The following is a 24286-nucleotide window of genomic DNA, read 5'->3' as shown; positions in this document are numbered from 1 at the left end:
GGTGGATATGGTCGCGCCGCTACTCATTGCTGGCCAATGGCGTGCCGCAGACGGTTGCACGGGCAGCTTCCGGGCAATCGATCCCTCCTCCGGGCAGGCCATTGGCGTTGAATTTCCGCGCAGCGGCGCGGCCGATGTGGAACAGGCGCTGGCTGCTGCCGGCGCCGCTGCACCATTGTTGGCGGCGGTTGAGCCGTCACGCATTGCCGGCTTCCTCGAAGCCTATGCAGCAGCCTTGGAGGCCGACGCCGAGGCGCTGGTTGCCCTGGCCAATGCCGAGACCGGTTTGCCGGCAGCCACCCGCCTGCACGGCAACGAACTGCCGCGTACCTGCAACCAGCTGCGTCTGGCCGCACAGGCGGCGCGCAGCGCCAGTTGGACCCGCCCGGTAGTCGACACTGCCGCAGGTCTGCGTTCCTGTCATGCACCGCTGGGCAAGCCAGTGCTGGTATTCGGGCCGAACAATTTCCCGTTCGCCTTCAATGCGGTTTCCGGCGGCGACTTCGCTGCCGCCATCGCTGCGCGCAACCCGGTGATCGCCAAGGCGCACCCGTCGCATCCTGGCACCAGCCAGCGCCTGGCAGAACATGCACAGCGTGCTGCTGACGCCGCGGGTCTGCCGGCGGCGACGGTGCAGCTGTTGTACGACGTAGCGGTACCGTTGGGGCTGACGCTGGCCGCAGACACGCGCTTGGGAGCGATTGCCTTCACCGGCAGCCGTGCTGGTGGGTTGGCGCTGAAGCAAGCCGCCGATGCCGTGGGCACACCGTTCTTCGGTGAGTTGTCCAGCCTGAATCCGGTGTTCCTGTTGCCGGGGGCATTGGCCGAACGCGGGATGGCACTGGCGGAGGAATTCAGCAGCTCCTGCCTGCTCGGCAGTGGCCAGTTCTGCACCAATCCGGGCTTGGTGATCGTTCCGCGCGGCGTGGCCGGCGATGCATTCGTTGCAGCGGTTCGCAGCCGCTTTGTAGAGACCCCGCCGCAGCTGCTGCTTTCACCGGCGGTGCTGGCATCACTGCGGCATTCAATCAGCGCCTTGCGCGAGGCGGGCGCACGCCTGCTATGTGGCGGCGCTCCGGGCAGCGTGGGTGTCACCCATGCGCCGACCCTGTTCGAAGTCGATGCCGAGGCATTCCTGGCCGCGCCGTCGCGTTTCCAGGTGGAGGCCTTCGGGCCCAGCAGTCTGCTGCTGCGGGTAGCTGATGCGGCGCAGATGCAGGCGATCGCCGCAACGCTGGAAGGCCAGCTCACCGGCACGCTGTACCGTGCCAACGACGGCAGCGATGACGCGACGTGGCAGGCATTGGCTCCTGTACTGCGCCCGCGGGTGGGGCGGCTGATCTGCAACCGCATGCCGACCGGCGTGCTGGTCAGCCCTGCGCAGCAGCATGGCGGTCCATTTCCTGCTTCCACCCAGCCTGCCTTCACTGCAGTCGGCCTGCCGGCGGCGATCCTGCGTTTCAGTGCGCTGCAGGCATACGACAATGTGCCAGATGCGCTGCTCCCGACCGAGCTGCGTGACCGCAACCCCGGTGGGCTGCTGCGCTGGATCGACCAGCGCTGGACCACCGACGACATCGGAGCCCTGCCATGAACGCACAGATCGGACATCTCACTCTCGAACAGGCCCGCGCCAAGCTGGCACCGTGGCCGCACCGCGCGCCGGCCATCAGCGCCGAGGAACACGCACAACGCCTGCACCGCGCACGAGCCCTGATGCGCCAACAGGGCGTGGATGCATTGCTGGTCAGCGCTGGCAGCTCGCTGCGCTGGTTTTGTGGCGTGCCCTGGGGCGGCACGGAGCGGCTGGTGGCGATGCTGCTGACGCTGGACGGCGAGCCGATGCTGATCTGCCCTGCGTTCGAGGAGGGCTCGCTGGATGCGGTGCTGCGTATCGCGGTTGGCAAGCGGCTGTGGGAAGAGCACGAAGATCCGCACGCCTTGGTGGCCGCGGCGATGGCCGAGCGCGGCGCACGCACGCTGGCGCTGGACCCGGAGGCGCCGTTCCGCATCCAGGTCGGTTTGGCAGCCCATCTGGGCGCGTCGTCCATCCAGTCCGCAGCACCCATCATCGATGGCTGCCGCATGTGCAAGTCGCCAGCCGAGCTGGCCTTGATGCAGCAGGCCTGCGACATGACCTTGTTCGTGCAGCAGTTGGCGGCCGGCATCGCCCATGAAGGCATCGGCACCGACACCCTGGTGCGCTTCATCGATGAGGCGCACCGCGCGCTGGGTGCCGATGGTGGTTCCACCTTCTGCATCGTGCAGTACGGTCACGCGACGGCCTTCCCACATGGCATTCCCGGCGTGCAGCACCTGCGTCGCGGTGAGCTGGTGCTGATCGATACCGGTTGCGCTGTGCAGGGCTACAACTCCGATATCACCCGCACCTGGGTCTTCGGTGAGCCCGATGCGGAGCAGCTGCGTATCTGGAACCTGGAACGCGCCGCGCAGCAGGCCGCGTTCGACGCAGTGCGCCCGGGCGTGCCCTGCGAGGTGGTCGACCAGGCCGCGCGCAGCGTGCTGGAAGCCGCCGGCCTCGGCCCTGACTACCGATTGCCGGGTCTGCCACACCGCACCGGTCACGGTTGCGGTCTGGCTATCCATGAAGCGCCGTATCTGGTGCGCGGCAATGCGTTGCCGCTGGCACAGGGCATGTGTTGCAGCAACGAACCGATGATCGTGGTGCCAGGCAGCTTCGGCGTGCGTCTGGAAGATCACTTCTACGTGACCGCCGATGGCGCGCGCTGGTTCACACCGCCATCGCCGGCCATCGACCGGCCATTTGCCTGACCTTTGAACGCAAGGAGACACGCTGCATGCTTCGATCCGGGGGAGTCCACCGTCACGCCCGCCTGCTGGTGCTTGGTTTGATCTGCGCCGCTTCACCGTTGCTGGCACAGGCGACCGCGCCGCCGGCCCCGGACGAGGCCGCCTTCAGCCGTTCGCTGCAGCTGCGCGAGCAATGGATGTACCTGACCCAGGGCTTGGCCGGGCCTGCCACCTGGACGGATGCGCAGCACTATCGCTACCGGCGGACTACGCCGGGCGGTTTCGAGTTCGTGACCCGCAGTGTGGACACGGCGCAGTCCGCAGCGGCCTTCGATCAGGACCGGCTGGCGACCGCCTTGTCGCCGCTGCTGGGCCGCACGGTGGATGGTCGCCGCCTGCCGTTCGCCGACTACACGCTGGAAAACGATGGCCGCGCGTTGCGCGCCTGGATTGATGGCGCCTGGATGCGCTGCGAGCTGGCCGACGCCTATCGCTGTGCGCGCTGGAGCGAACCCGGGCCGAGTCCTCGCCCGCGTGGCTGGGGCGTGGTACGTGATCTGTCAGTGGCTGCCGACGATACGCCGCAACGTTCGCCGGATGGACGCTATGAGGCGCAGGTGCGCGATGCCAGCGTGATCGTGCGCAATCTTGCCGATGGCAAGCTGCGGGTGCTGGCGCGCGACGGAGCGGCAGCCGATTTCTATGATCCGGAAAGCATCACCTGGTCGCCGGATTCCTCCCGTTTCATGCTGCTGCGGGTTACGCCCGGTTACCCGCGTCAGGTGACACGGGTGGAAACCTCACCGCACGACCAAGTACAGCCGCGGGTACGCAGCCAGTTGTATCCGAAGGCCGGCGACCCGGTCGATATCGATCGCCCGGTTATCTTCGAAGTGGACAGCGGCCGCCGCATCGAGGTGCCAACCGCGTTGTTCGACAACGCCTACGAAATCACCACGCCGCAGTTCCGTGCCGACGGCCGCACGCTGGCGTTCCGCTACACCGCACGCGGCCATCAGCAGGTGCGCCTGATCGAAGTGGATGCGCATACCGGAAAGTCGCGCAGTGTGGTGGAGGAAAGCAGCAAGACCTTCGTCAACAGCTGGTGGTACCGCGCCGAGTTTCACGATGTCGGCAAGCGCGGCGAGCAGATCGTATGGATGTCCGAGCGCGATGGCTGGAATCACCTGTACATGGTCAACGGCCGCAGTGGCCGTCTGCAGCAGCTGACCCGCGGCCCGTGGGTGGTACGGCAGATCATCAAGGTCGACGAGGCGCGTCGGCAGATCTGGTTCGCCGCCAACGGCCGCGAGCCGGGCGACCCGTACATGCAGCACTTCTACCGCGTCGATTTCGACGGCCGCAACCTGCAGCACATGACCCCCGGCGATGGCTGGCATGAGATCAGCCTGTCGCCGGACAACACGCACTACGTCGATACCTGGTCGCGCCTGGATCAACCCAACATCAGCGAGCTGCGTGATGCCCGCGATGGCAAACTGCTGCAGACCATTGAGCGGGGCGATGCCAGTGCGCTGTTTGCCGCCGGCTACCGTGCGCCGGAAACCTTCTCGGCGCCCGGCCGCGACGGCAGCACGCCGATATGGGGATTGGTGGTACGCCCGAGCAACTACGATCCTGCACTGCGCTATCCGGTGATCGAGAGCATCTACGCCGGTCCGCATGATGCTTCGGTGCAGAAGAAATTCTGGCCGTTCGATTCGCAGTCCAGCAACGAGCGCCTGATCGGCCTGCAGGCACTGGCCGACCTGGGCTTCATCGTGGTCGAGATTGATGGCATGGGTACGATGAACCGTTCCAAGGCCTTCCACGATGTGGCCTGGAAGAACCTCGGCGATGCCGGCTTCCCCGATCGCATCGCCTGGCACAAGGCGCTGGCGGCGCGTGATGCGTCCTATGACATCAGCGCGGGTGTCGGCATCTACGGCGCCTCGGCCGGCGGCCAGAACGCGCTCAACGCGCTGCAGTTCCATCCGCAGTTCTACAAGGTGGCGGTGGCCTATAACGGCTGCTACGACAACCGCATGGACAAGCTCAGCTGGAACGAGCAGTGGCTGGGTTGGCCGGTGGACGCCAGCTACAGCAGCGCCTCGGGCGTGGACAACGCGTCGTTGCTGCAGGGCAAGCTGCTGTTGATCGTGGGCGAGCAGGACGAGAACGTCGATCCAGCCTCGACCTATCAAGTAGCTGATGCATTGATCCGCGCCGGCAAGGACTTCGACCTGCTGGCGGTGCCGGGCACCGGCCACGGCGTGGGCCGTTCGCAGGAGCCGGTGGATTACATCCAGCGGCGCAAGTTTGATTTCTTCGTGCGCCATCTGCGTGGTCTGGCGACGCCGGATTGGAATCAGAAAGCTTCGCCATAGGCGATGAGTCGGTTGAGATGGGCCGTGTCTGTCTCATCGTTCCTTGCTTGCGCTTCGCGTCCCCTCTCTCGCAAGGGGAGAGGGGCTTAGTGCACTGCGAGTTTCAGCAATGCGAGCAGTTGCAGCTTGAGCCCCTCTCCCCTTGGGGGAGAGGGGTTGGGGAGAGGGTGGCGCGAAGCGCCCACCTGCAGGCAGCAAAGCGAACAACTTCACCTGCGTGGCGATATCGGAATAGGAACCAGCAGTCTGCTGGCAACCAGCGGGTTCGCACATCCGGGTGCACCACGCTTACCCGTACTGCGAAGTCTTCAGCGCATCATCGCGCAGCTCGATCGATCGGCAGATTCCAGGAAAAAAGAAACCACCGCAGCGACAAAGCACTGCGGTGGTTGAGGGAATCAATCAGCCAGCGGGTTCTATAGTTTGTATTCCACCGTCATGAAGTACTCGGTACCCACCGGGTTGTACTTGCTGATGTCCGCATACGGCCACCATTTTTCCGACGAGTGCCGGTACGGGGTCTTGTCGAACAGGTTGACCACTGCCAGGTTGAACGACAGTTGCTCGGTGGCGCGGTAGCCCAGCGACAGATTCACCGTCATCCACGGTTTGAAGCGCTCGTACTGGTCAGCCCAACGCACTGGCGAGGAGCCGAGGCGATTGAAGTGCAGGTAGCTGGATACGCGCTTGTATTCCCAGCCCAGGGTCATGTTGGAGCGCGTGCGGAATTCGCTGTTCCACTGCCGGTCGCGGATGTTCTCCAGCGCGTCCTCGGGCAGGTAGCGGCTCAAGGTCTTGAGGATGTGGGTATAGCTCAAGCGCGCGGAGAACTTGCCCCAGTTGTTGGTGGGCAGGCTTGAGCTCCAGCTCGCATCGATACCATTCTGCTGGTACATGCCGGTGTTGAACGGGCTGGTGATCACCGACAGCACGTCGTTATTGCGCCCACCGCGTTCCACCCTTGCCAGCATGGTCTGGCACTTGGGCGAATTGGGGTCCACGTCCAGACCTTGCTGGTCGTAACCCAACGCGCACTCCGCGGCATAGCGCAGGGTCGCATCGGCACCGATCAGGCCCACCTGTTCTTCCAGCTTGATCCGGTACCAGTCCAGCGTGAACGAGTGGTTCTGGCCGATCTGCGCCACCATGCCGATGGTATCGCTGCTGCCTTTTTCCTCATGCAGGCCAGGGTCGCCTTCGGAGTATTGGCGGATCGAGCCGGTGCCGTAGTCATTGCCGCAAGCCTGCCAGTTCTGGCCACGCTGCAGCCCCTCGCCCTGCACGCAGCCGAGGTAGTCAACACCGCTGGTATAGGACGAGCTGCGTTCGGCGAACATCACGTGCATGTCCGGTGCGCGGAACGAGGTGGCGTGTGAAGCGCGGAACAGCATCCAATCGTTCGGCCGCCAACTCAGGCCGGCCTGCCAGGTGAATGCGCCGCCGACGTCGGAGGCATCGTCGTAGTGGTCGTAGCGTGCGGCCAGCTTGGCATCCCACTGACCGAAGCCGGAGCCGGCCGCCAGCAGCGGCACCGAGAATTCGGTACCCAGCGCGTAGTGGTTGCGTTTGCCCTTGCCGCGGATGCCGCTCCAACCATAGATCTCGCCATCGACGGTGGGCTGGTCGGTGATGAAGCTGTAGCTGTCGCGGGTAGCTTCCAGTACACCGGCAAAGGCCAGTGGACCGGCCGGCAGCTGGAACAGTTCGCCGGACAGGTCGGCACTGAACGATTGCGAGGTTGAGCGGCCATCGCCGACCGAGGTGTGCATGGCATCGCGGAACATCTCGGGCGTTAGGTCACCAAAGAAGTCGATGTTGGCGTTCGGTGCGTAGCTGGCGTCGAGCTGGTTCTTGCCCACCCGCACCCAGCGGCTGCCAGCCCAGGGGAAGGACCAGTCGCGGCCCTGCTGGCCGAACATCAGCGACAGCATCGCCTTGTCGTTGAAGCGTTCCACCGTATCGCGGTAACGGTAGCGGCCGTAGTTGTAGTTCACGCTGTAATCGAACTTGCCCAGCGCGCCGCGCAGGCCGGCAATGATGACGTCGTTGTCTTCCTTGAACTCCTGGTTGCTGCCGGGGAATTCGTCGTTGCGGAAGGTGCGGTAGGCATGGCGCCACGCAATGGGGTTGGGCTGGGCGGCCTGCATGTCGTCCACCACTTCGTAATCCACAGCGAAGCCATAGCGGTACATGCCAGCCTCGGCGCGCGAGCGGGTGCTCAGCGCGGTGGCATACAGTTCGTGCTCGCCGAGCTTGTGGGTCAGGTTGAGGAAACCGAACAGGCGCTTGCGGCCATTGCGGATGGTGTAGCTGTCGAAATCGTTGTCGCCGCAGTACTTCTCGCTGCCGCTGCCGGCCCAGCCGGGGCGCACGGAGTCATAGCCCTGCGCCTGGCAGCGCTTGCTCAGGTCCAGCAGGTCCCAGCCGGTGTCGCGGTCCCAGAACGACATCACCTGGGTGGCGCCGCGATAGTCCGGGTCGGGCGAGCGCTCGGGCGAGTCGAACCAGTCGCGTTGATTGCCCTTGATCGCCCAGCGTCGGTCCCATTCCAGACCCGCGCTCACCTGGGTGTCGCCGAACTCAAAGCCGGTGGTGACCGACACGCGCTCGGAGCGGCCGCCGCCATGCACGGTATCGCCATGCCGGTACGAGAGCGTGGTGCCCTCGAGCTTGTCCTTGAGGATCACGTTGACCACGCCGGCTACCGCGTCCGAGCCGTAGATGGCCGAGGCGCCGCTGGTCAGGATCTCGATGCGGTCCACTGCCGAGGTGGGGATCATCGCCAGGTTGGTGACGTTGCCGCCGACCGTGCCGGATGGCTTGGGCAGCATCGGAATGCGGCGGCCGTTGAGCAGCACCAGCGTATAGCCGGGGCCGAAGCCACGCAGGTTCAAGGCCTGTGCATTGGCGTTGAAGTTGTTGGTGCTTTCCTCGCCGACGAATACGCCGGTATTGGCGGTGATGTTGGACAGCGCATCGTAGACATTGGCGAAGCCCTGATGCTCCAGGTCCTCGGCGGTGATCATCTGCACCGGGTCGATGCCTTCGATCTCGGTGCGCTTGATGCGCGAGCCGGTGACCTCGACCTTGTCCAAGGTCTTGGCGCCTTCGCCAGTCGCGCTTTGCTGGGCCATGGACAGGCACGGTAACAACGCCAGGCCGATGGCCGTGGCGATGGTGCAGCGTTTCGGTAAACCCCTCATACTCCCTCCCGAGTGTGGCGTTTGTTTGGCGGTTCTGTTGCCGCCGTGTCGGGCGCAATGGCGCCTTTTTCCATGGTGTTGAAGGCGGGGCGGGGCCGATAGCACGAAAGGCCGGGGACGGATGCGGAACTCCGCACAGCTCCGGCACAGGCATGCGAAGCCGGCAGCGTGATCCCGCGTTACGGGAGCAATGCCGATGAATCCAGTAGTTACCCAAGGCGAAGACCTGCAGGTTGTGCTGACGCGGCTGCGTGGCGCATGGCAGCAGCGCAAACCGGACTACATACAGCGCCGCGACGATCTGCGTCGTCTGCGCGCTGCCTTCAAAGCGCGTATTCCGGAGATGACCGAGGCGATAGCAGCGGACTTCGGCCATCGCTCCAAACACGAATCGGTGATCGCCGACGGCATGACCGTCACTGGCGAGATCGATCATCTGCTCTCGCATCTGCGCCGCTGGATGAAGCCGGAGCGGATAGGTGTGGGCTGGCGCTTCTGGCCGGCGCGGGCGCAGGTACGGCCGGTGCCGGTGGGCGTTGTCGGGGTGATCTCGCCATGGAACTACCCGGTCAATCTGGCGCTGGTGCCGTTGGCAACCGCGATTGCCGCCGGCAACCACGTGATGCTCAAGCCGTCGGAGCACACACCGAACAGTTCGGCCTTCCTGCAATCCTTGTTGGCCGAGGTATTTCCTGCGGATCGGGTCGCGGTGGTGCAAGGCGATGCCAGTGTGGCCTCGGCGTTCTCGGGCCTGCCGTTCGACCATCTGGTGTTTACCGGTTCAACCGCGATTGGACGCAAGGTGATGGCCGCTGCCGCGCAGCATCTGACCCCGCTGACCCTGGAACTGGGTGGCAAGTCACCGGCCTTGGTGGCTGCGGATTATCCGGTGGAAGGTGCGGCGGCACGCTTGGCGACCGGCAAGTGGTTCAACGCCGGCCAGACCTGCATCGCACCGGATTACGTGTTGATCGATGAAGCGCGGGTAGATGCGCTGGTTGCGGCGCTGCGCGCGCAGGTGCGACTGCGCTATGGCGATTTCAGTGATGCCGCCGACTACAGCCGCATCATCAACGAAGGCCAGTACCAGCGCCTGCAGGGCTATGTAGATGACGCGCGTGCACGTGGCCTGCAGGTGCTACCGTTGGCGGATATCGATGCGGAGCGTTCGCGGCGCGACCGGCTGTTTCCGCCGACCTTGATCCTGCAGCCGGGCGATGACGCGACGGTGATGCAGGACGAGATCTTCGGGCCGATCCTGCCGATCCGCAGCTATCGTTCGTTGGACGAGGCCATTGCCACCATCAATGGCCGCGACCGGCCCTTGGCCTTGTATCCCTTCAGCCACGACAAGGCGACGGTGGAGAAGATCGTTGGCCAGACCATTGCCGGTGGTGTCACCGTCAACGACACCTTGCTGCACTTCGCGATCAACGGCCTGCCGTTTGGCGGTGTTGGCGCAAGCGGGATGGGTGCGTACCACGGCAAGGCCGGCTTCGATGCAATGAGCAAGCGTCTGCCGGTGCTGTGGCAGACCCGCAGGGCCGGCAGTGATCTGCTGCGGCCGCCTTACACACGGGTCGCGCGTTTCATCGAGATGATTTCGCGCTGAGGTAGAAAAGCCGCAACCAGGCACGGGGGGCCGGCTGCGGTGACCCCGGCACGAGGGAGAGGGAGCCGGGTGTCGAAAAGCGGGGTGAAGCCAAAACCTGCAAGAAGCATGCGATCTAAAAGCCCCTCTCCCGCGCGCGGGAGAGGGGTTGGGGTGAGGGCGCTCTGAAAGCACGTGGAGCAAAAGCTTTTGAAGCCTTAGAAGCTTTTAGAGCTCCCCTCATCCGGCCTTCGGCCACCTTCTCCCGCGCGCGGGAGAAGGGAGACGTCAGGCATTTTCTTGATCGGCCAGCTCCGCTCAGCCGTCCAACTCATCCAAAATCCGCTGACGCAAGGTCTGCAGATCCTTGGCAAACGCATCAATACCAGTAGCCAGCTTCTCCGTAGCCATCGGATCGGCCTCCATATCCGCATCAAACTTCGCTTCATCAATCGCAGCGACGTTCAGCGCTTCAGCAGCGCCGGCCATCAGCCTGCGCGGCAGCTCACCAAAATCGGCATCCAGCTTCTCCAGCAGATCCGGCGAGATGGTCAGGCGGTCACAACCGGCCAGCGCTTCAATCTGCGCGGTCGAGCGGAACGATGCACCCATCACCACGGTGCTGGAACCACGACGCTTGAACTCGGCAAACACGCCGCGCACGAATACCACGCCCGGGTCTTCGTCGATGTTGGCCGGTGCCTGGCCGTTGGCCACGTACCAATCCAGAATCCGGCCGACGAACGGCGAGATCAGGAACGAACCGGCTTCCGAGCAGGCCAGGGCCTGGGTCGGGTTGAAGATCAGGGTCAGGTTGCAGTCGATGCCTTCGGCCTGCAGCACGCGCGCGGCTTCCACGCCGGCCCAGGTCGCGGCGATCTTGATCAGCACCTTGCTGCGCGGCACGCCGGCCGCTTCGTACATGGCGATGAACTCGCGCGCCTTGGCAATCGTCGCCTCGGTGTTGTGCGCCTGGTCGGCATCCACTTCGGTGGAAACACGGCCCGGCACCAGCTCAGCCAGCATCGTGCCGACGCCGACGGTCAAACGATCGACCACGGCATTGGCAACCGCCTGCCTGTCACCGGCTTGAGCCCGGCCCCACTGCAGCTCGCGCTCGATCAGGCCGGCATAGACCGGCAGGTCGAGGGCTTTTTTCACCAGGGTCGGGTTGGTGGTGCAGTCGACCGGGCGCAGGCGCTTGATGGCGTCGTAATCGCCGGTATCGGCGACGACGACGGACAGTTCGCGCAGCTGCGCGAGCTTGGATGCAATGCTCATGATGTGCTCCGGATCAGGCGGTGGTGTCGCCAGCATCGGCGGCGGCGATGACAGCAGCGGTGTCCTGGTCGAAGGTCGGCGCGGCGAACGGCTGCGGGCCGGGCGTGCGACCAAACACGATGGGACGGGTGATGCCGCGATAGCTGCCCAGCAAGGGATGCTGCAGGGTGGTGATCATTTCCTCGGCCAGCACCTGTGGGTGCTCGAACATATCCTCGACCTTGCGCGCAGCGGCGCAGGGGACTTCTTCGCCGAACAACGCTTCCCACTCCAGCGCGCTGCGTGCGGCCAGCGCGGCATGCAGCTTGGCCAGCAGTTCGTCGGAATGCTCGGCGCGCTTGCGCACGGTGTCATAGCGCGGCTCGCTGCCCATCGCCGGCAGGCCGATTTTGTCGCACAGCGCCTGCCAGAAGCGCGGCGTATTGGCGGAGATGTAGAGATGGCCCTGCGCGGTCGGGTGGATGCCGGTGACGCCGCCGGAGCGCATGTCGCGGCCCACGCCTTCCGGCTCGCCTTCGGCCCAGATCATCCGTGCCGACTGCATGGTCAGCGCGCTGCGCAGCAACGACACGCCCACGTACTGGCCTTCGCCACTGCGTTCACGTTCGAACAGCGCTGAGGACACGCCTGCGGCAACCAGCGCGGCGGCGTAATAATCGACCACCGAGCCGTACAGGATTTCCGGCGCGCCGCCGGGTTTGCCCTGCATCGCGCACATGCCGGTCATGGTCTGCAGCACCTGGTCGTAGCCGGCCTTGTCCTTGAGCGGACCGTCCTCGCCGTAACCGGTGACCGCGCAGTACACCAGCCGCGGGTTGATCTTGTTCAGGCTTTCAAAATCGATGCCGAGCCGTGCCGGCACGCTGGGGCGGAAGTTGTGCACCAGTACGTCGGCCTCGCGCACCAGGCGCATCAGCACCGCACGCTGGTCGGTTTCCTTCAGGTCCAGCACCACGCCGCGCTTGGAGCGGTTCACGCCGAGGAAGGCGCGGCTTTCCGCTTCCAATGTCGACGGGTACTTGCGCAGGTTGTCGCCAACCGGTGGTTCCACCTTGATAACTTCCGCGCCCTGGTCGGCCAACAGGGTGCAGCCGTAAGGCCCGGCGATATAGGCGCTCAGGTCCAGCACACGCACGCCGCTGAGCGGGCCACGGGCACCATCGCGCTGGGCGATGTCGAACGGAGATGGGTTGTTGCTTGCTGACATGGGCTGCACTCGAATCCTTGATTGCAGTTTCCTCCCGGAGGGTGGGAAGAAACATATCGTGCGGGTATTTTCAGCGAGGACAAAAAGCAGGTATCGCGGTGTCATCGCCGTCAAAACCACCGCTGCCTGCACCACTTTGGGTGACAGACAGCGGCGACAGGCTTATTGCGGGGCCAATGACAGCCAGCTCAGGCGCCAGACATCGTGCACACGGCCACCACAGCGGTAATAGGGCTCGAACACCAGTGGCGCGCGGCTTTGCAGCTGCATCGTCACCGTCGCGCCTTCACCCTGGTCCTGGCCCACCTGCAGCCAGCGCGAAGGATCACCTTCTGGCAGTTTCACTGTCTCATCGGTCTTGAAGCCATCGATCAGCGTGGTCGCATAGACCAGCGGGCCGTAGCTCAGGCCGACGTATTCCCAGCGCAGCACTTCCTGCGCCACCGGTGAGCCGTCGGGCGCACGCGATTCCTGCACATTGATATTGGCGGCGTGGTGCAGCTGCGGCTGCATCGGCAGCTGCACGCTGACCAGATCTCCGGCCTGCCACTGACGCTGCAGCTGCACGTAGCCATCCGCGCCGAGCTGTACCGGCACATTGACGCCATTGACCTGGATGCGCGCATCCTCGGCCCAGGCCGGGATGCGCAGGCCGATGCTGAAACTGGCGCTGTGCTCGGGCGTGACCCGCAGACTGATATCGCCATTGAACGGATAGCGGGTCTGCTGCTGCAGCACCACCTTGCCGGCTTCTGCGTGGGCCAGCGTGGCTTCGCCGGCACCGTACAGGTTCACCCGCAGCCCGCCGTCGGCAGCGACGCCATAGGCGATCTGCGGCAGCTCTTCCACCGCCATCGCGCCGGACGACTTGCAGCAACGCCAGTACGTCGTATGCACGCGCTTGCCGTTGGGGAAGGTGTAGTAGCACCAGTCCTCGCCATTCGGTGCCATCGCTGCCAGCAGGTCGTTGTAAGCGGTGCGTTCCAGCTCATCGGCGTAACGCGCGTGGCCGCTGATGGCCAGCAGCTCACGGTTGAGCTGCATCCACGCCAGCACCGAGCAGGTTTCCACGTAGGCCTGCGGGAAGAACGTGCGCGGTGCGTTGAACACTTCGCGCGAGCGATGCGCCACGCCGCCCCACGGGCCACCGCCCAGGGTCAGGTGCTGCTCGCGGATGTTGTTCCACAGGTTGTCGATGGCCAGCTTGTAATCGGCCTTGCCGGTGGCCTTGTACAGCTTGGCCAGGCCGACAAGATTCCACGACAGCTGGTAGGCCTTGCCGGTGGCGATGAAGGCGGCATCTTCGTTGGCGATGCCCTTGTCGAGCAGGGCCAGACGCGGATTGGCGTTGGCCTGCTGCAGGATCTTCTCGGCCAGCGCCAGATAGCGCGGCTCGCCGGTGACCAGGTACAGATCGGCGGCAGGGTCCAGCAGCACCGTCGCCGACATGCCGTGGTGGTTGCCCAGCGTGGTGATGTCGATACCTGATTCCAGGGCCTGCCAGCACAGGTCGGCGATGCGCCGCGCGGCCTGCAGGTAGCTGTCATCGCCCAGTGCGCGCCAGGTCTCGAGGAAGCCGAGGATCAGGTAGCTGTGGGTCCAGATGTCCCAGGTGCGCAGCGCCGGTTCGCCGTTCCAGCTCTCGGGCTTTGGCGGCTGCGGCACGGTGAAACGGCGGTCGGCGGCATAGTTGCCGAGATAGCCGTCCTCGTCCTGCTGGCTGATCAGCCAATCGGCGACGCGGCGCAGGTTGGCTTCCAACTCGGGCTGGCCGCCCTGTGCGACTGCGCGCGCGGTGGCCGACAGCCACTTGCCGGCGTGTTCGCCGTACCAGTCGCCTTCCTGGTTCTGCTGCTTGTGCGCCTGGCCGAAGATGCTGATCGACGGGCTGGCTTCATCGACGATGAAGTGGCTCAGGCGGCCGCTGCGGTTGGCTGCCAGCATCTGCCCGAACACACCGTCGAGCTTCACCGCAGCTGGTGTGATCAGCTGCTGGCCGATGGTGATGGCCGCGGTCATGCCGCGTCCACCACGCAACGGAAGCCGAGCATGCCGCTGCGGTCCTTGGCCGGTGCCATCAGCAGGTACTTGCCGTGCTGGTCCAGACGATAGGCCTGCGGGAAGTACCAATGCGAGGTCTGCGGCTGGTAGCTGGAGCCACCGCGCAGGATCGCCGCACGGGTGTGCTCGTCGCTGAACTCATCGGTCCACTGCCACACATTGCCGACCAGGTCCTCGACGCCGAACGGGCTGGCGCCCTGCGGATGCGCATCGACATCGGCCGGTGCCAGCAGGCGGCGACCACGGTTGACCTGCGGCACGCGGCTCTGGTCCCAGTCGTTGCCCCACGGATAGGTGCGGCCATCGTTGCCCTGCGCGGCGTACTGCCATTCCCATTCGTGCGGCAGGCGCTTGCCGGCCCACGCGGCGTAGGCGCGTGCGTCTTCCAGCGACACCCAGATCACCGGCTTGTTGTCCCAGCCGGCACGCGGTGCACCATCGACCCAATGGGCGAGGAAGTTGATGTCATCGGCCGGGCGATACGCGGTGGCATCGATGAAGGCCTTGAACTGCGCATTGGTGACCGGATGCCGATCGATATGGAACGCGTCCATCTGCATCAGCTTGCGGTGGTGGCGACGCGGGCAGTCTTCCCACGGGAACTGCACGTCCTGGCCGGCCCAGTTGAAGCCTTCGATCTCGATGCCGCCGACTGCGAACACGAACTCGCCGGCCGGAATGGTGACCATGCCGGTCGGCGCGGCAGCCTGCGCGGCGGTGGCCGGGATCTCGCGCAGCTGCTGCGGAATCGCCTTCCATGCGCCGGAGAAACTATTGAGTGGCTGCTCGGCGCGTTTGGCGGCTTCGATCAGGAATGCATCCAGGCCATCGACCACAGTGCCCGGCTGCACGCTCAGTACCGCGCCAAAGCCACGCGCTTCCATCGGCAGCTCGATGATGGCCATGCCATCACGCACGGCCGGCGACAGTTCCACGCCGTGCCAGACATCGTAGTAACGGGTGCCGTCCACATGCGGCAGACCGATCTGCTCACCGTTGACCGCGTACTCGTTGCGGTTGATCAAGGTGTGCAGGCTCAGGCCGTCGATCGGGAACTTGCTGGCGAAAATACCGCCCTGGTAGCAGACCTGGTACGGCTCCCAGTCCATCGCAACGATCAACGCCGGGAACTGGCGATAGATCGACGCGATGCGGCGCAGGGTTTCGCCATCGCGGGCGGTGAATTGGTTCCAGATGCCCCAGATGTTTTCCCAGGCGTTGTAGCCGATGCCGTTGAAGAAGCAGTACTGCAGGTCGTGGTTGCGGTTGCGGCCCCAGCGGTTTTCGTAGTTGACCATGTGGCGCGGCTCCAGCCACTTCCACTTGGATACCGGCGGCACCGGACCATCGGGTGCCTTCTTGCCCCAGCTCTGCACGTTCCAGATCAGCTGCTCTTCCGAGCTGATGGTGGATTCGGGCTGCACCACCACCGGGTTGCCATTGGCATCGCAGGCGTCGAAGAACGCGCGCGGCACGCCGTTGAAGGTGTCGCCGTTGATGCCGTCGGCACCGGTGGCCTTGATGATCTCGGCCAGGCCATCCCAATGGGTGACGCCCGGGTCACGGGTGCCGTGATCCCACGGCTTGGCCGGCAGGAACACGCGCACGCCGCGCTTCTGGAATGCCTTCACCGCAGCGGTCAAACCTTCGAGACCGCCCGGCAGCGTATGTGCCAGATCGAACTGGTTGCGGTCGTCGATGCCGATGTTCGGGTAGATGTACCAGATCAATACCGAGTCCAGACCACCGAAGCGTTCGATCAGATCGTCCAGGTACTTGTCGACGGTGTACTGCGCGGTTTCCACGTCGAAGAAATAACGGTCCTCGACCATCATCTGCGCGTGCACGAAGTTGCGCTGCGCCCACTGCAGTTCCGGGCGGCGGTAGTTGACGTCGGTGTAGCCGATGCGAACCAGGTGTTCCTGACGCCAGTCCTTCAGCTCGGTCAACCAGTCGGCGGCGCTGGCATTGGCATCGATCATCCAGCTGCCTATATCGGCGAACGGCCATGCCGGTGCCTTGCCCGGGGTGGGCAGGTAGCGGCCGGTGGTGACGTGCGAGAACTTGTACTCGGTGTGGATCACCTCACGCCCATGATCGGAGGAATCGTTGTCGTAATCGGGGGCGGGGTAGGGGGAGGTCATGGCAGTCATCCAACAAAAACGGGGGGAGGCGTAACGGTTACAGCGCGCACCATGCCGCAAGCGCGGCATGGGCGTCGGTACCGGGCAGGCGGCCGGCGTCGGCCAGCAGCGCCTGTACTTCGGCATGTTCGGGAATACTGGATTGTGCACCCAGGCGCGTACAGGCCAGTGCCGAGGCCGCGCTGGCGGCGAGCAGGGCCTGCTGCAGCGGCGCATTGCGGGCGAGCAGGGCAATCAAGGTGCCGCAGAAGGTGTCGCCTGCGGCGGTGGTATCTACCGGCGAGATCGAGAACGCCGGCTGCAGCAGAATCTCGCCATCGATGCGGGCCAGGCAACCGCGCGCGCCGAGGGTCACGATCACGCAGGGAACATCCAGACGCGCCAAGCCGCTTGCCAGATCCGGTGGGTTGCCGGCAACCACATCGAGCTCGCCTTCGTTGACGATCAGCATGTCCAGCTGTGCGAGCAGCTCGGCCGGCAACACCTGCGCAGGCGCAGCATTCAAGGCAACTTTCACCCCGGCGGCGCGAGCGGCGACGGCATAGGCCTGCACCGAGGCCAGCGGCGACTCCAGCTGCAGCAGCAGCCATTGCACGCCTTCCAGCGACGGCAGGTGTTCGGGCAGCAAGGCCATGTTGGCGCCGGGGGCGACGGTGATTGCGTTCTCGGCGTCATCGGACAGGCAGATGAAGGCAGTGCCGGTCGGCAGCTGCGCATCACGCACGGTGTGCAGCACCACGCCGGCATCGTTCAACGAGGCCTCGATGGGTTTGGCGAAATCATCCGCACCCAAGGCCAGCAGCATCTGCGTGGCAGCGCCACCGGCACGCGCGCAGGCAACGGCCTGGTTTGCACCCTTGCCACCGGGGAAGGTGCGGAATTCGCGGCCGAGCACGGTTTCGCCCGGTGCCGGTACATGTGCCGCGCGCACCACGAAATCGAGATTGGCCGAGCCGGCGACAAGAACGGTGGAGCTCATGGAATAGCCTGATAAACGAGGTTGTAGAAACGGGTGGAAGGCGAAGCGAGGGCTTTGTCGCCGCTGGGCAGGTATTGCATCAGCAGGATCGCCACCAGCTTCTCCTTGCGATCGATGGTGAAGTAGGTGGATGCCGCACCGGACCAGCCAAACTGCCCGACGTTGCCGAGCTTGCCGCGATAGGCGGGATTGGTGATGACGTAGCCGCCCAGGCCGAATCCTTCGCCTGCGCCATAGCTGGTGATGGCCGGCTCGAAACCGCCGAGCTGGTCACTCAACATCAGATCGACGGTCTTGCGCGACAGCAGCTGCTGCTTTCCACTGCGGCCATCATCGAGCAGCATGTGGGCGAACTTCAGGTAGTCGGCGGCAGTGGAATACAGGCCGCCTGCGCCGCTGTCGTAGCCCTTCAGGCGCACGCCCGGGTTACGCGCGCTGCGCGTATCGGCCACGCGCAGACTGCCATCGTCGTTGCTGGTCGGCAGTTCGACCACGCGACCGCGCTGCGCTGCCGGAACTTCAAAGCCGGTGTCATGCATCGCCAACGGGCTGAAGATGCGTTGCTGCAGGAACTGCGCGAACGGCTGGCCGCTGACCACTTCGACCACGCGTGCCAGCAGATCGGTATTGCTGCCTTCGTAATGGAAGTGGGTGCCGGGCGCATCGGCCAACGGCAGCGCAGCTAGGCGATGTGCAACATCCTGCAGCGAAGTAGCGCTATCCACATCAGCTGCGGTCAACAGCTTGGTCGCCACGCGGTGCGTATCCGACGCCGCTGCGAAGCCACTGGTATGGGTAAGCAAATGGCGCAGGGTGATAGCACGCGGCGCATCTTCGGTGTGCGGATGTTGCAGGTCGCCGCCGGTCACCACTTTGCGATCCGCGAACTCAGGCAGGTAGCGCGACAGCGGATCGTCCAACGACAGCTTGCCTTCTTCCAGCAGCATCAGCACGGCAACCGAAGTCACTGGCTTGGTCATCGAATAGATGCGGAAGATGCTGTCGGCTTGCAGCGGTCGCGTACGGCTGCTGTCGGCATGGCCGTAGTGGCTCTGGAACGCGATCTTGCCGTTGTATTCGACGATGGCAACCGCACCCGGGAACTGGCCCGGTGCGGTGCTTGCCTGCAGAAAGCCATCCAGCCGCTGCCAGCGCTCATCAGCGTGCAACAGCGGTGCGGACAGGCACAGCAGGAGTGCGACGCCGCTGCGCAGCCAGCGGGTGCTGCGCGGAGTTGCGATGTGGTGTTGCATGGCGGGCACTCCTGCGTTCATCAGCGGAACGTATACGAATAGCTCAGCGACACCACGCGGCCGCGACCGGCCCAGTAGTTCTGCCAGCCATCGCCCTGCGAGCCGCTGAGGATGTAGTACTTGTTGAACAGGTTGTCCACGCCCAGCGAGAACGTGCCGAAGCGCCCGGAATCATAATTCATGCCCAGATCCCATAGCGTGTAGCCGTTGATCTTTTCGTCGTAGTCGTACTCTTCACCGTCATACGGACGCACCGCCGAGCTGGTCAGGTGACGGTCGCGCAGCATGCTGACGCCGAGGGTGGCATCCAGATTCGGCAGTGCCTTCCACACCAGCGCCATGTTGATCTTGTCGGGCGTCGCATCGAAGATGCCCATCGGCTTCTTCAACGGGCCGGCGTCGTAGCGGCCTTGCGGGTCCGGTCCCCAGAACGAGGTCCAGCCGCGCAGGTGGGTATACAGGCCGGTGATCTTGAAGGTGTCGGTGAAGCGGAATTCGCCGGTGAGCTCGATGCCTTTGATGTCGGTCGGGGCGCGGGTCATGATGAAGTCGCTGGTCAGCGGGTCCACTTCCAGCGAGGCACCGAAATCCGAGGTGGAGTGGTACCAGCTGCCGCTCAGCGCACCGCGCGAGCCGCGCCAATTGAAGCCGATGTCGATGTTGTCGACGATGATCGCCTGCAGGTCGAGGATGCCGGCCACCGATTGCCCGGTGTAGTTCACGTTGCGCAGCGGGATGCCGATATCCGGCAAGGTGAAGCCCTTGCTGTAGGCGGTGAACAACGAGAATTCATCGGTGACGCGCCAGATTGCGCCCAGGTTGGGCAGGTTGGCGGTGTAGTCCAGGGTGCCGCCTTCGACGAACACGCTGTTGCGGTAGGCCACGGTGGTGTAGCTGTCGATGTCGAGCTTGCCGTTCTCGCGGCGGAAGCCGCCGCTGACCGTTACCGGGCCAATATCCCAGGACAGCTGCGCGTACGGCGCCACGCTGCGGTAGTCCATCGGTGGCACCCACACGCGGTCGGTCATCACCAGCCGCTGTTGTGCCACGTCCTGCACGAAGTCCACGCCGGTATGCAGTTCCAGTCCGTCCACGGCGAAGATGCTGGGGCGCGTCCACGAGGTGCGAAGGCCCTTCTTCTTCGACTGGATTTCGGACTGGTCGAAGATGCGATCGGCATCGTCCGCCGGTGCCGGCTTCACCAATTGACGGTCGGCGCCGTTCTCGGGCAGGAAGCGCATGCCCTGCTTGGCCTGGAAGCCGACCAGATCCAGCGTGCCACCGTAAAAGTCGTTGTGGGTGTACTGCAGGCTGTACTGGATGAACTTGTTGAGTGCATCGCGCTGGCCGTCGATGTGGCCCTTGATCGAAGTATTCGGTACCGGCGTGTCGCAGGGCGGCCAGTCATTGGGGCCTTTGCAGCCGACCAGCTGGATGTAGTCGCCGTTGCCGTCGATGTTGAAGTTGCTATAGGTGGCCTGCAGGCGCTGTTCGCCATCCTCGCCGAAGTTGTAACCGCCCTTCATGTACAGGTTGCGCGACTGCGAATCGGCCAGCGAACCGCTGGAGTTCATGCCGATGCTGCGGCCCTTGGCGTCATAGGCCATGCCGCGCTCCAGCTGCGAGGCGCTGGCCAGGAAGTCGTAATTGTCCTGCTTGATTGCATGGCTCAAGCCCAGCTTCCAGCCAACGCTGTCGGTGTTGAACTGGGTCTGGTAACGGGCGCTGATGGTGGTCTCGCTGCCGATCTGCTCAGGTACTTTGGAAATGTAGTTGATCACGCCACCGGTAGCGCCGATGCCTTCGGCAGCGGACGGGCCGTTGATGACTTCGATGCGGCCGATCACGCCCATGTCGGTGAAGGTCCCGTTGCGGGTGCCTTCGCGCAGTGGCGAGCCCTGCGGGATGCTGTCGAACAGACGCAGCGGAATGCGCCCACGCAGCGATTCACCGGAGTTGGTCATCGCCTGCGAGGATTCGGCATAGCCGGGAATCGTACGCGCCAGTACCGCGGTGTTGTCCTCGGTGATGATCAGCGATTGCTTGATCTCTTCCGGGGTGATGATGGTGATGGCGCCGGGGATCTTGTCCACCGCCTTGGGCGCACGCACGCCGGTGACGATGACCCGGTCAAGCTCGGTAGCTTTCTTGTCCTGCGCGCGCTTGCCAGCGCTGCGGCTATCGTCTTCGTTTGCTGCCTGCATCTGCTGGGCCTGCACGCTGCTGCTTATCGCTGCAGCCAGAACCAGAACCCCCAACGCTACCGGTACCTTCTTCATGGTGTTTATCTCGTTTTTGTTTTAGATAAGACGTGCATGAACTACTGCCGCGGACTGCGGCATTCCGATACTTCTGTTGGCTGCTGCATCCCTCCCGACGCAACTCCCCGACAAAGCCAGCCTAGGCGTGGACAGAGGTGCATTGAAGGCGGGGGGGCTAGCTTCAGACGTGAGGTTTTGTTGCTTGAAACAAGCTGCGGTTTTTTCTTGCGGTGCAACAAGAAAGGTTTTCTTGCTGCCGCTGGCCGTTGCTCTTGTAGGAGCGGCGTAAGCCGCGAAGCATGCGACCGTTCCGGCAACGAGATGTCTGCAATTGCAGGACGTGCGGGAGCGGTTGCTTTCTCCAGCTTCGCGGCTGACGCCGCTCCTACAAACAGCAACAAAAAAACGGCGCCACAGTTGCCTGTGGCGCCGCCTTCAAACTGCAGCTATCAGAACTTGAACGTGTGGGTCAGCGACACCATCCGGCCGCGGCCGGAGAAGTAGTTCTGCCAGCCCGGCAGCTGCGACCAGGTCAGCACGTACTGCTTGTCGAACAGGTTTTCGACGCCCAGTGCCAGCTGGCCGTAACGGCCGATGTCGTAGTTCACGCTGAGGTCCCACAGCGCGTAGCCATAGGTGTTCTCTTCGTTCTTGTAGACGGCATTGTTGGCCGGATTGACGAAGGTCTCACGCAGGTCGCGGCTGAAGGTCTTGCTGACACCCAGGGTTGCGTTGAGGGTATCGGTCGGGGTCCAGGTCACCGAGGCATTCACCTTGTCCGGCGAGATGTCGAGGATGCCCATTTCCTTCTTCAGGCCCGAACCCGGGTAGTACTGGGTCTGGCCACGGATGCGCGAGTACAGGAAGCTGGCCTTCCACTGCTCGTTGAAGGTCCAGGCGCTGTTCAACTCGAAGCCTTCGATCTCGACCGGTGCGCGGGTCAGGATGAAGTCGTCGGTGGCCTTGTCGATGGTCAGGGTGGAGCCGAAGTCCGAGGTCGAGCGGTACACGGATGCACCGATCTGGCCCTGGGCGCCACGCCAGTTGAAGCCGATTTCCTTGTTCTCGGTGATCAGCGGTTGCAGATCAGCGATGCAGGACACGGCCTTGCACGGGCTGTTGGCCTGGATGTTGCGCAGCGGGATGCCGACGTTGGCGATGCCGAAGCCTTCGGAGTACGAAGCGAACACCGACCACTGGTCGGTGATGCGCCAGATCGCACCGAAGTTGGGCATGTTGGCCTTGTAATCCATCTTGCCGCCCTGCACCGGAGTGTGGTCGCGGAAGGCAACGGTGGTGTAGCTGTCGATTTCCAGCTGACCGTCTTCGCGGCGGATGCCGGCATCCAGCGTCACCGGACCGATGTCCCAGCTCAGCTGCGCGTACGGCGCGATGCTGGTGTACTTCATCGGCGGCACCCACAGGCGGTTGGTCAGCGCCAGGCGCTGCTCGGCGGTGTCTTCCACCAGGTCCAGGCCGGCACGCAGGCGCAGGCCTTCCACCTTGAACAGGTCGCCATAGGCGTAGCCGAAGCGCAGGCCCTTCTTCTCGCTGTTGATTTCCGACTGGTCCCAGATGCGCAGGGCGTCATCGGTCGGGGCCGGCTTGGTCAGCTGACGGTCGTCGCCGTTTTCCGGCACGTAGCGCATGGCCTGCTTGGCCCAGTACGCATCAACGCTCAGGTCGCCGCCGAAGAAGTCGGCATTGGTGTACTTCGCCGCGAACTGTTCGAAATCGTTGAACTCGGCCAGCGAGCCGGCAATCGAGCCCTTTTCAGCGGTATTGGTGGTCGGGTTCGGGCACTCGACCGCATCAAAACGGCAACCTTCCACCGGGATGTAGTTGTGCTTGCCGCCGATGTGGAAGTTGCTGTAGCTGGCCTGGATGCGCTGCATCTGGCCTTCGCCGAAGTTGTAGCCACCCTTCATGAACAGGTTCTTGCTGTACGAATCGGACAGCGAGCCGGAGGTGTTCAGGCCAACGCGGCGGCCGTCGCCGTCGTAGGCGATGCCACGGTCGATGTAAGCGCCGCTGATCAGGTAGTCGACCGCGTCGCCCTTGAAGGCGTGGGTGACACCGATCTTGGACTGCGCGCTGTCGTCCTTGAACTGGCTGCTGTAACGGGTGGTGACGGTGGTTTCGTGGCCAGCCACGTCCGGGTTCTTGGACAGGTAATTGATCACGCCACCGGCGCCGCCGATGCCTTCAGCAGCCGACGGGCCGTTGATGACTTCGATCCGGCCGATCACGCCCATGTCGGTGAAGGTGCCGTTGCGGCTGCCTTCGCGCAGCGGCGAGCCCTGCGGCACGCCGTCGAACAGGCGCAGCGCGACGCGACCGCGCAAGGTCTCACCGGAGTTGCTCATCGCCTGCGAGGATTCGGAATAGCCCGGCACCATGCGTGCGAGCACGGCAGTGGCGTCTTCGGTCAGATTCAGGGTGCGCTGCACCTGCTCCGGGCTGATCAGGGTGACAGCACCCGGAACCTTGTCGATGGCAACCGGGGTGCGGGTACCGGTGACGATCACCTGGTCCAGCGTGGTTGCGGCGTCTTGTGCAAAGGCCGGGCTCATCGCGCTGGCGAGCAGCACGGCGCTGATGGCGGCCGAAAGTGGCTTGATCATGTTGTTCTCTCCCCCAGGTTTGAATGTGTGACGCGACCGGCCTGGGAGCCGGCAGAGCCAAAATGCGATGGGGACTGGCGCCCCTTTGATCCTGCCGTTTGTTGGTTCCGGTCCCCGACCATGCGGGCACCGGGCGCAACTCCGACGTTGGGCGAAGCCTAGGCGGGCCCTCGGCGCGATAGAAGCGCACCTGTGTATGTTCAAAGCCTAGGGTTTGTTGCGATTGGGTGACGGCGGCAGAGCACCTGTAGTGCCGAGCCATGCTCGGCATGGGCTTCACTGGGATGTATCCGGCAGACGACGCCCCATGTAGGAGCGGCGTAAGCCGCGAAGCCACGGCGAAATCGGAGGCAGGAGGGCTTACCCCTCCCCAACCCTCCCCTTTGCTCCGCAAAAGGGAGGGAGCTGTAGTGGGGGGGGGGGGGGGGGGGGGGGGGGGGGGGGGGGGGGGGGGGGGGGGGGGGGGGGGGGGGGGGGGGGGGGGGGGGGGGGGGGGGGGGGGGGGGGGGGGCGGGGGGGGGGG

General features: G+C 64.5%; 13 protein-coding genes. 4 read left to right on the top strand and 9 right to left on the bottom strand.

The window, feature by feature from the left end; translation table 11 throughout:
• Positions 1–7: 7 nt before the first annotated feature.
• From ACVOMB_RS11840 to ACVOMB_RS11830, 3 genes are read left to right on the top strand one after another with little or no spacing between them, the layout of a single operon-like run.
• Positions 8–1594, top strand: a complete 1587-nt coding sequence (locus tag ACVOMB_RS11840) for an aldehyde dehydrogenase family protein (RefSeq protein WP_481531362.1) — start codon at positions 8–10, stop codon at positions 1592–1594.
• Positions 1591–2793, top strand: coding sequence for a M24 family metallopeptidase (locus ACVOMB_RS11835; protein ID WP_481531361.1), 1203 nt, complete (start codon positions 1591–1593; stop codon positions 2791–2793). The genes ACVOMB_RS11840 and ACVOMB_RS11835 overlap by 4 nt, the downstream gene beginning before the upstream one ends.
• A 26-nt stretch (positions 2794–2819) precedes the next feature.
• Positions 2820–5159 carry a DPP IV N-terminal domain-containing protein gene (locus tag ACVOMB_RS11830; protein WP_481531360.1) on the top strand — a complete coding sequence of 780 codons (2340 nt, stop codon included), beginning with the start codon at positions 2820–2822 and terminating at the stop codon, positions 5157–5159.
• 416 nt (positions 5160–5575) lie between these two features.
• On the opposite strand, the gene ACVOMB_RS11825 is transcribed toward ACVOMB_RS11830, so the two are convergent.
• Positions 5576–8362, bottom strand: a complete 2787-nt coding sequence (locus ACVOMB_RS11825) for a TonB-dependent receptor plug domain-containing protein (RefSeq protein ID WP_481531359.1) — start codon at positions 8360–8362, stop codon at positions 5576–5578.
• A 196-nt stretch (positions 8363–8558) separates the two neighbouring features.
• Between ACVOMB_RS11825 and ACVOMB_RS11820 the strand changes: the two genes are divergently transcribed.
• On the top strand, positions 8559–9974 hold the full coding sequence (locus ACVOMB_RS11820) for a coniferyl aldehyde dehydrogenase (RefSeq protein WP_481531358.1): 1416 nt from the start codon (positions 8559–8561) through the stop codon (positions 9972–9974).
• A 297-nt stretch (positions 9975–10271) separates the two neighbouring features.
• On the opposite strand, the gene ACVOMB_RS11815 is transcribed toward ACVOMB_RS11820, so the two are convergent.
• The 8 genes from ACVOMB_RS11815 to ACVOMB_RS11780 form a co-directional block, all read right to left on the bottom strand.
• Positions 10272–11234, bottom strand: coding sequence for a transaldolase (locus ACVOMB_RS11815; RefSeq protein ID WP_481531357.1), 963 nt, complete (start codon positions 11232–11234; stop codon positions 10272–10274).
• A gap of 13 nt (positions 11235–11247) precedes the next feature.
• A complete protein-coding gene (locus ACVOMB_RS11810) occupies positions 11248–12441 on the bottom strand; it encodes a CoA transferase (RefSeq protein WP_481531356.1) in 1194 nt (397 codons plus the stop codon).
• A gap of 162 nt (positions 12442–12603) precedes the next feature.
• The gene (locus ACVOMB_RS11805) at positions 12604–14460 is read right to left on the bottom strand and encodes a glycoside hydrolase family 127 protein (RefSeq protein ID WP_481531355.1); all 1857 of its coding nucleotides are present in this window, start codon (positions 14458–14460) and stop codon (positions 12604–12606) included.
• Positions 14457–16646: a formylglycine-generating enzyme family protein gene (locus ACVOMB_RS11800; RefSeq protein WP_481531354.1), complete on the bottom strand. Its 2190-nt coding sequence runs from the start codon at positions 16644–16646 to the stop codon at positions 14457–14459. The genes ACVOMB_RS11805 and ACVOMB_RS11800 overlap by 4 nt, the downstream gene beginning before the upstream one ends.
• 37 nt (positions 16647–16683) lie before the next feature.
• A complete protein-coding gene (locus tag ACVOMB_RS11795; protein WP_481531353.1) occupies positions 16684–17625 on the bottom strand; it encodes a ribokinase in 942 nt (313 codons plus the stop codon).
• Positions 17622–18878, bottom strand: a complete 1257-nt coding sequence (locus tag ACVOMB_RS11790; RefSeq protein WP_481531352.1) for a serine hydrolase domain-containing protein — start codon at positions 18876–18878, stop codon at positions 17622–17624. Before ACVOMB_RS11790 ends, ACVOMB_RS11795 begins: the two co-directional genes overlap by 4 nt.
• Positions 18879–18898: 20 nt before the next feature.
• A complete protein-coding gene (locus ACVOMB_RS11785) occupies positions 18899–21157 on the bottom strand; it encodes a TonB-dependent receptor (protein WP_481531351.1) in 2259 nt (752 codons plus the stop codon).
• 431 nt (positions 21158–21588) lie between these two features.
• Positions 21589–23763, bottom strand: a complete 2175-nt coding sequence (locus ACVOMB_RS11780; protein ID WP_481531350.1) for a TonB-dependent receptor — start codon at positions 23761–23763, stop codon at positions 21589–21591.
• Positions 23764–24286 lie beyond the last annotated feature (523 nt).

This window comes from Stenotrophomonas sp. STEN018 (genome assembly GCF_056760235.1).
This window is presented reverse-complemented; position numbering and strand designations above follow the sequence as displayed.

Coding starts and splice junctions, on each gene's coding strand:
- ACVOMB_RS11785 (WP_481531351.1), bottom strand. CDS start 21,157: ATGAAGAAGGTACCGGTAGCGTTGGGGGTTCTGGTTCTGGCTGCAGCG.
- ACVOMB_RS11825 (WP_481531359.1), bottom strand. CDS start 8,362: ATGAGGGGTTTACCGAAACGCTGCACCATCGCCACGGCCATCGGCCTG.
- ACVOMB_RS11800 (WP_481531354.1), bottom strand. CDS start 16,646: ATGACCTCCCCCTACCCCGCCCCCGATTACGACAACGATTCCTCCGAT.
- ACVOMB_RS11810 (WP_481531356.1), bottom strand. CDS start 12,441: ATGTCAGCAAGCAACAACCCATCTCCGTTCGACATCGCCCAGCGCGAT.
- ACVOMB_RS11795 (WP_481531353.1), bottom strand. CDS start 17,625: ATGAGCTCCACCGTTCTTGTCGCCGGCTCGGCCAATCTCGATTTCGTG.
- ACVOMB_RS11840 (WP_481531362.1), top strand. CDS start 8: ATGGTCGCGCCGCTACTCATTGCTGGCCAATGGCGTGCCGCAGACGGT.
- ACVOMB_RS11830 (WP_481531360.1), top strand. CDS start 2,820: ATGCTTCGATCCGGGGGAGTCCACCGTCACGCCCGCCTGCTGGTGCTT.
- ACVOMB_RS11790 (WP_481531352.1), bottom strand. CDS start 18,878: ATGCAACACCACATCGCAACTCCGCGCAGCACCCGCTGGCTGCGCAGC.
- ACVOMB_RS11780 (WP_481531350.1), bottom strand. CDS start 23,763: ATGATCAAGCCACTTTCGGCCGCCATCAGCGCCGTGCTGCTCGCCAGC.
- ACVOMB_RS11805 (WP_481531355.1), bottom strand. CDS start 14,460: ATGACCGCGGCCATCACCATCGGCCAGCAGCTGATCACACCAGCTGCG.
- ACVOMB_RS11835 (WP_481531361.1), top strand. CDS start 1,591: ATGAACGCACAGATCGGACATCTCACTCTCGAACAGGCCCGCGCCAAG.
- ACVOMB_RS11820 (WP_481531358.1), top strand. CDS start 8,559: ATGAATCCAGTAGTTACCCAAGGCGAAGACCTGCAGGTTGTGCTGACG.
- ACVOMB_RS11815 (WP_481531357.1), bottom strand. CDS start 11,234: ATGAGCATTGCATCCAAGCTCGCGCAGCTGCGCGAACTGTCCGTCGTC.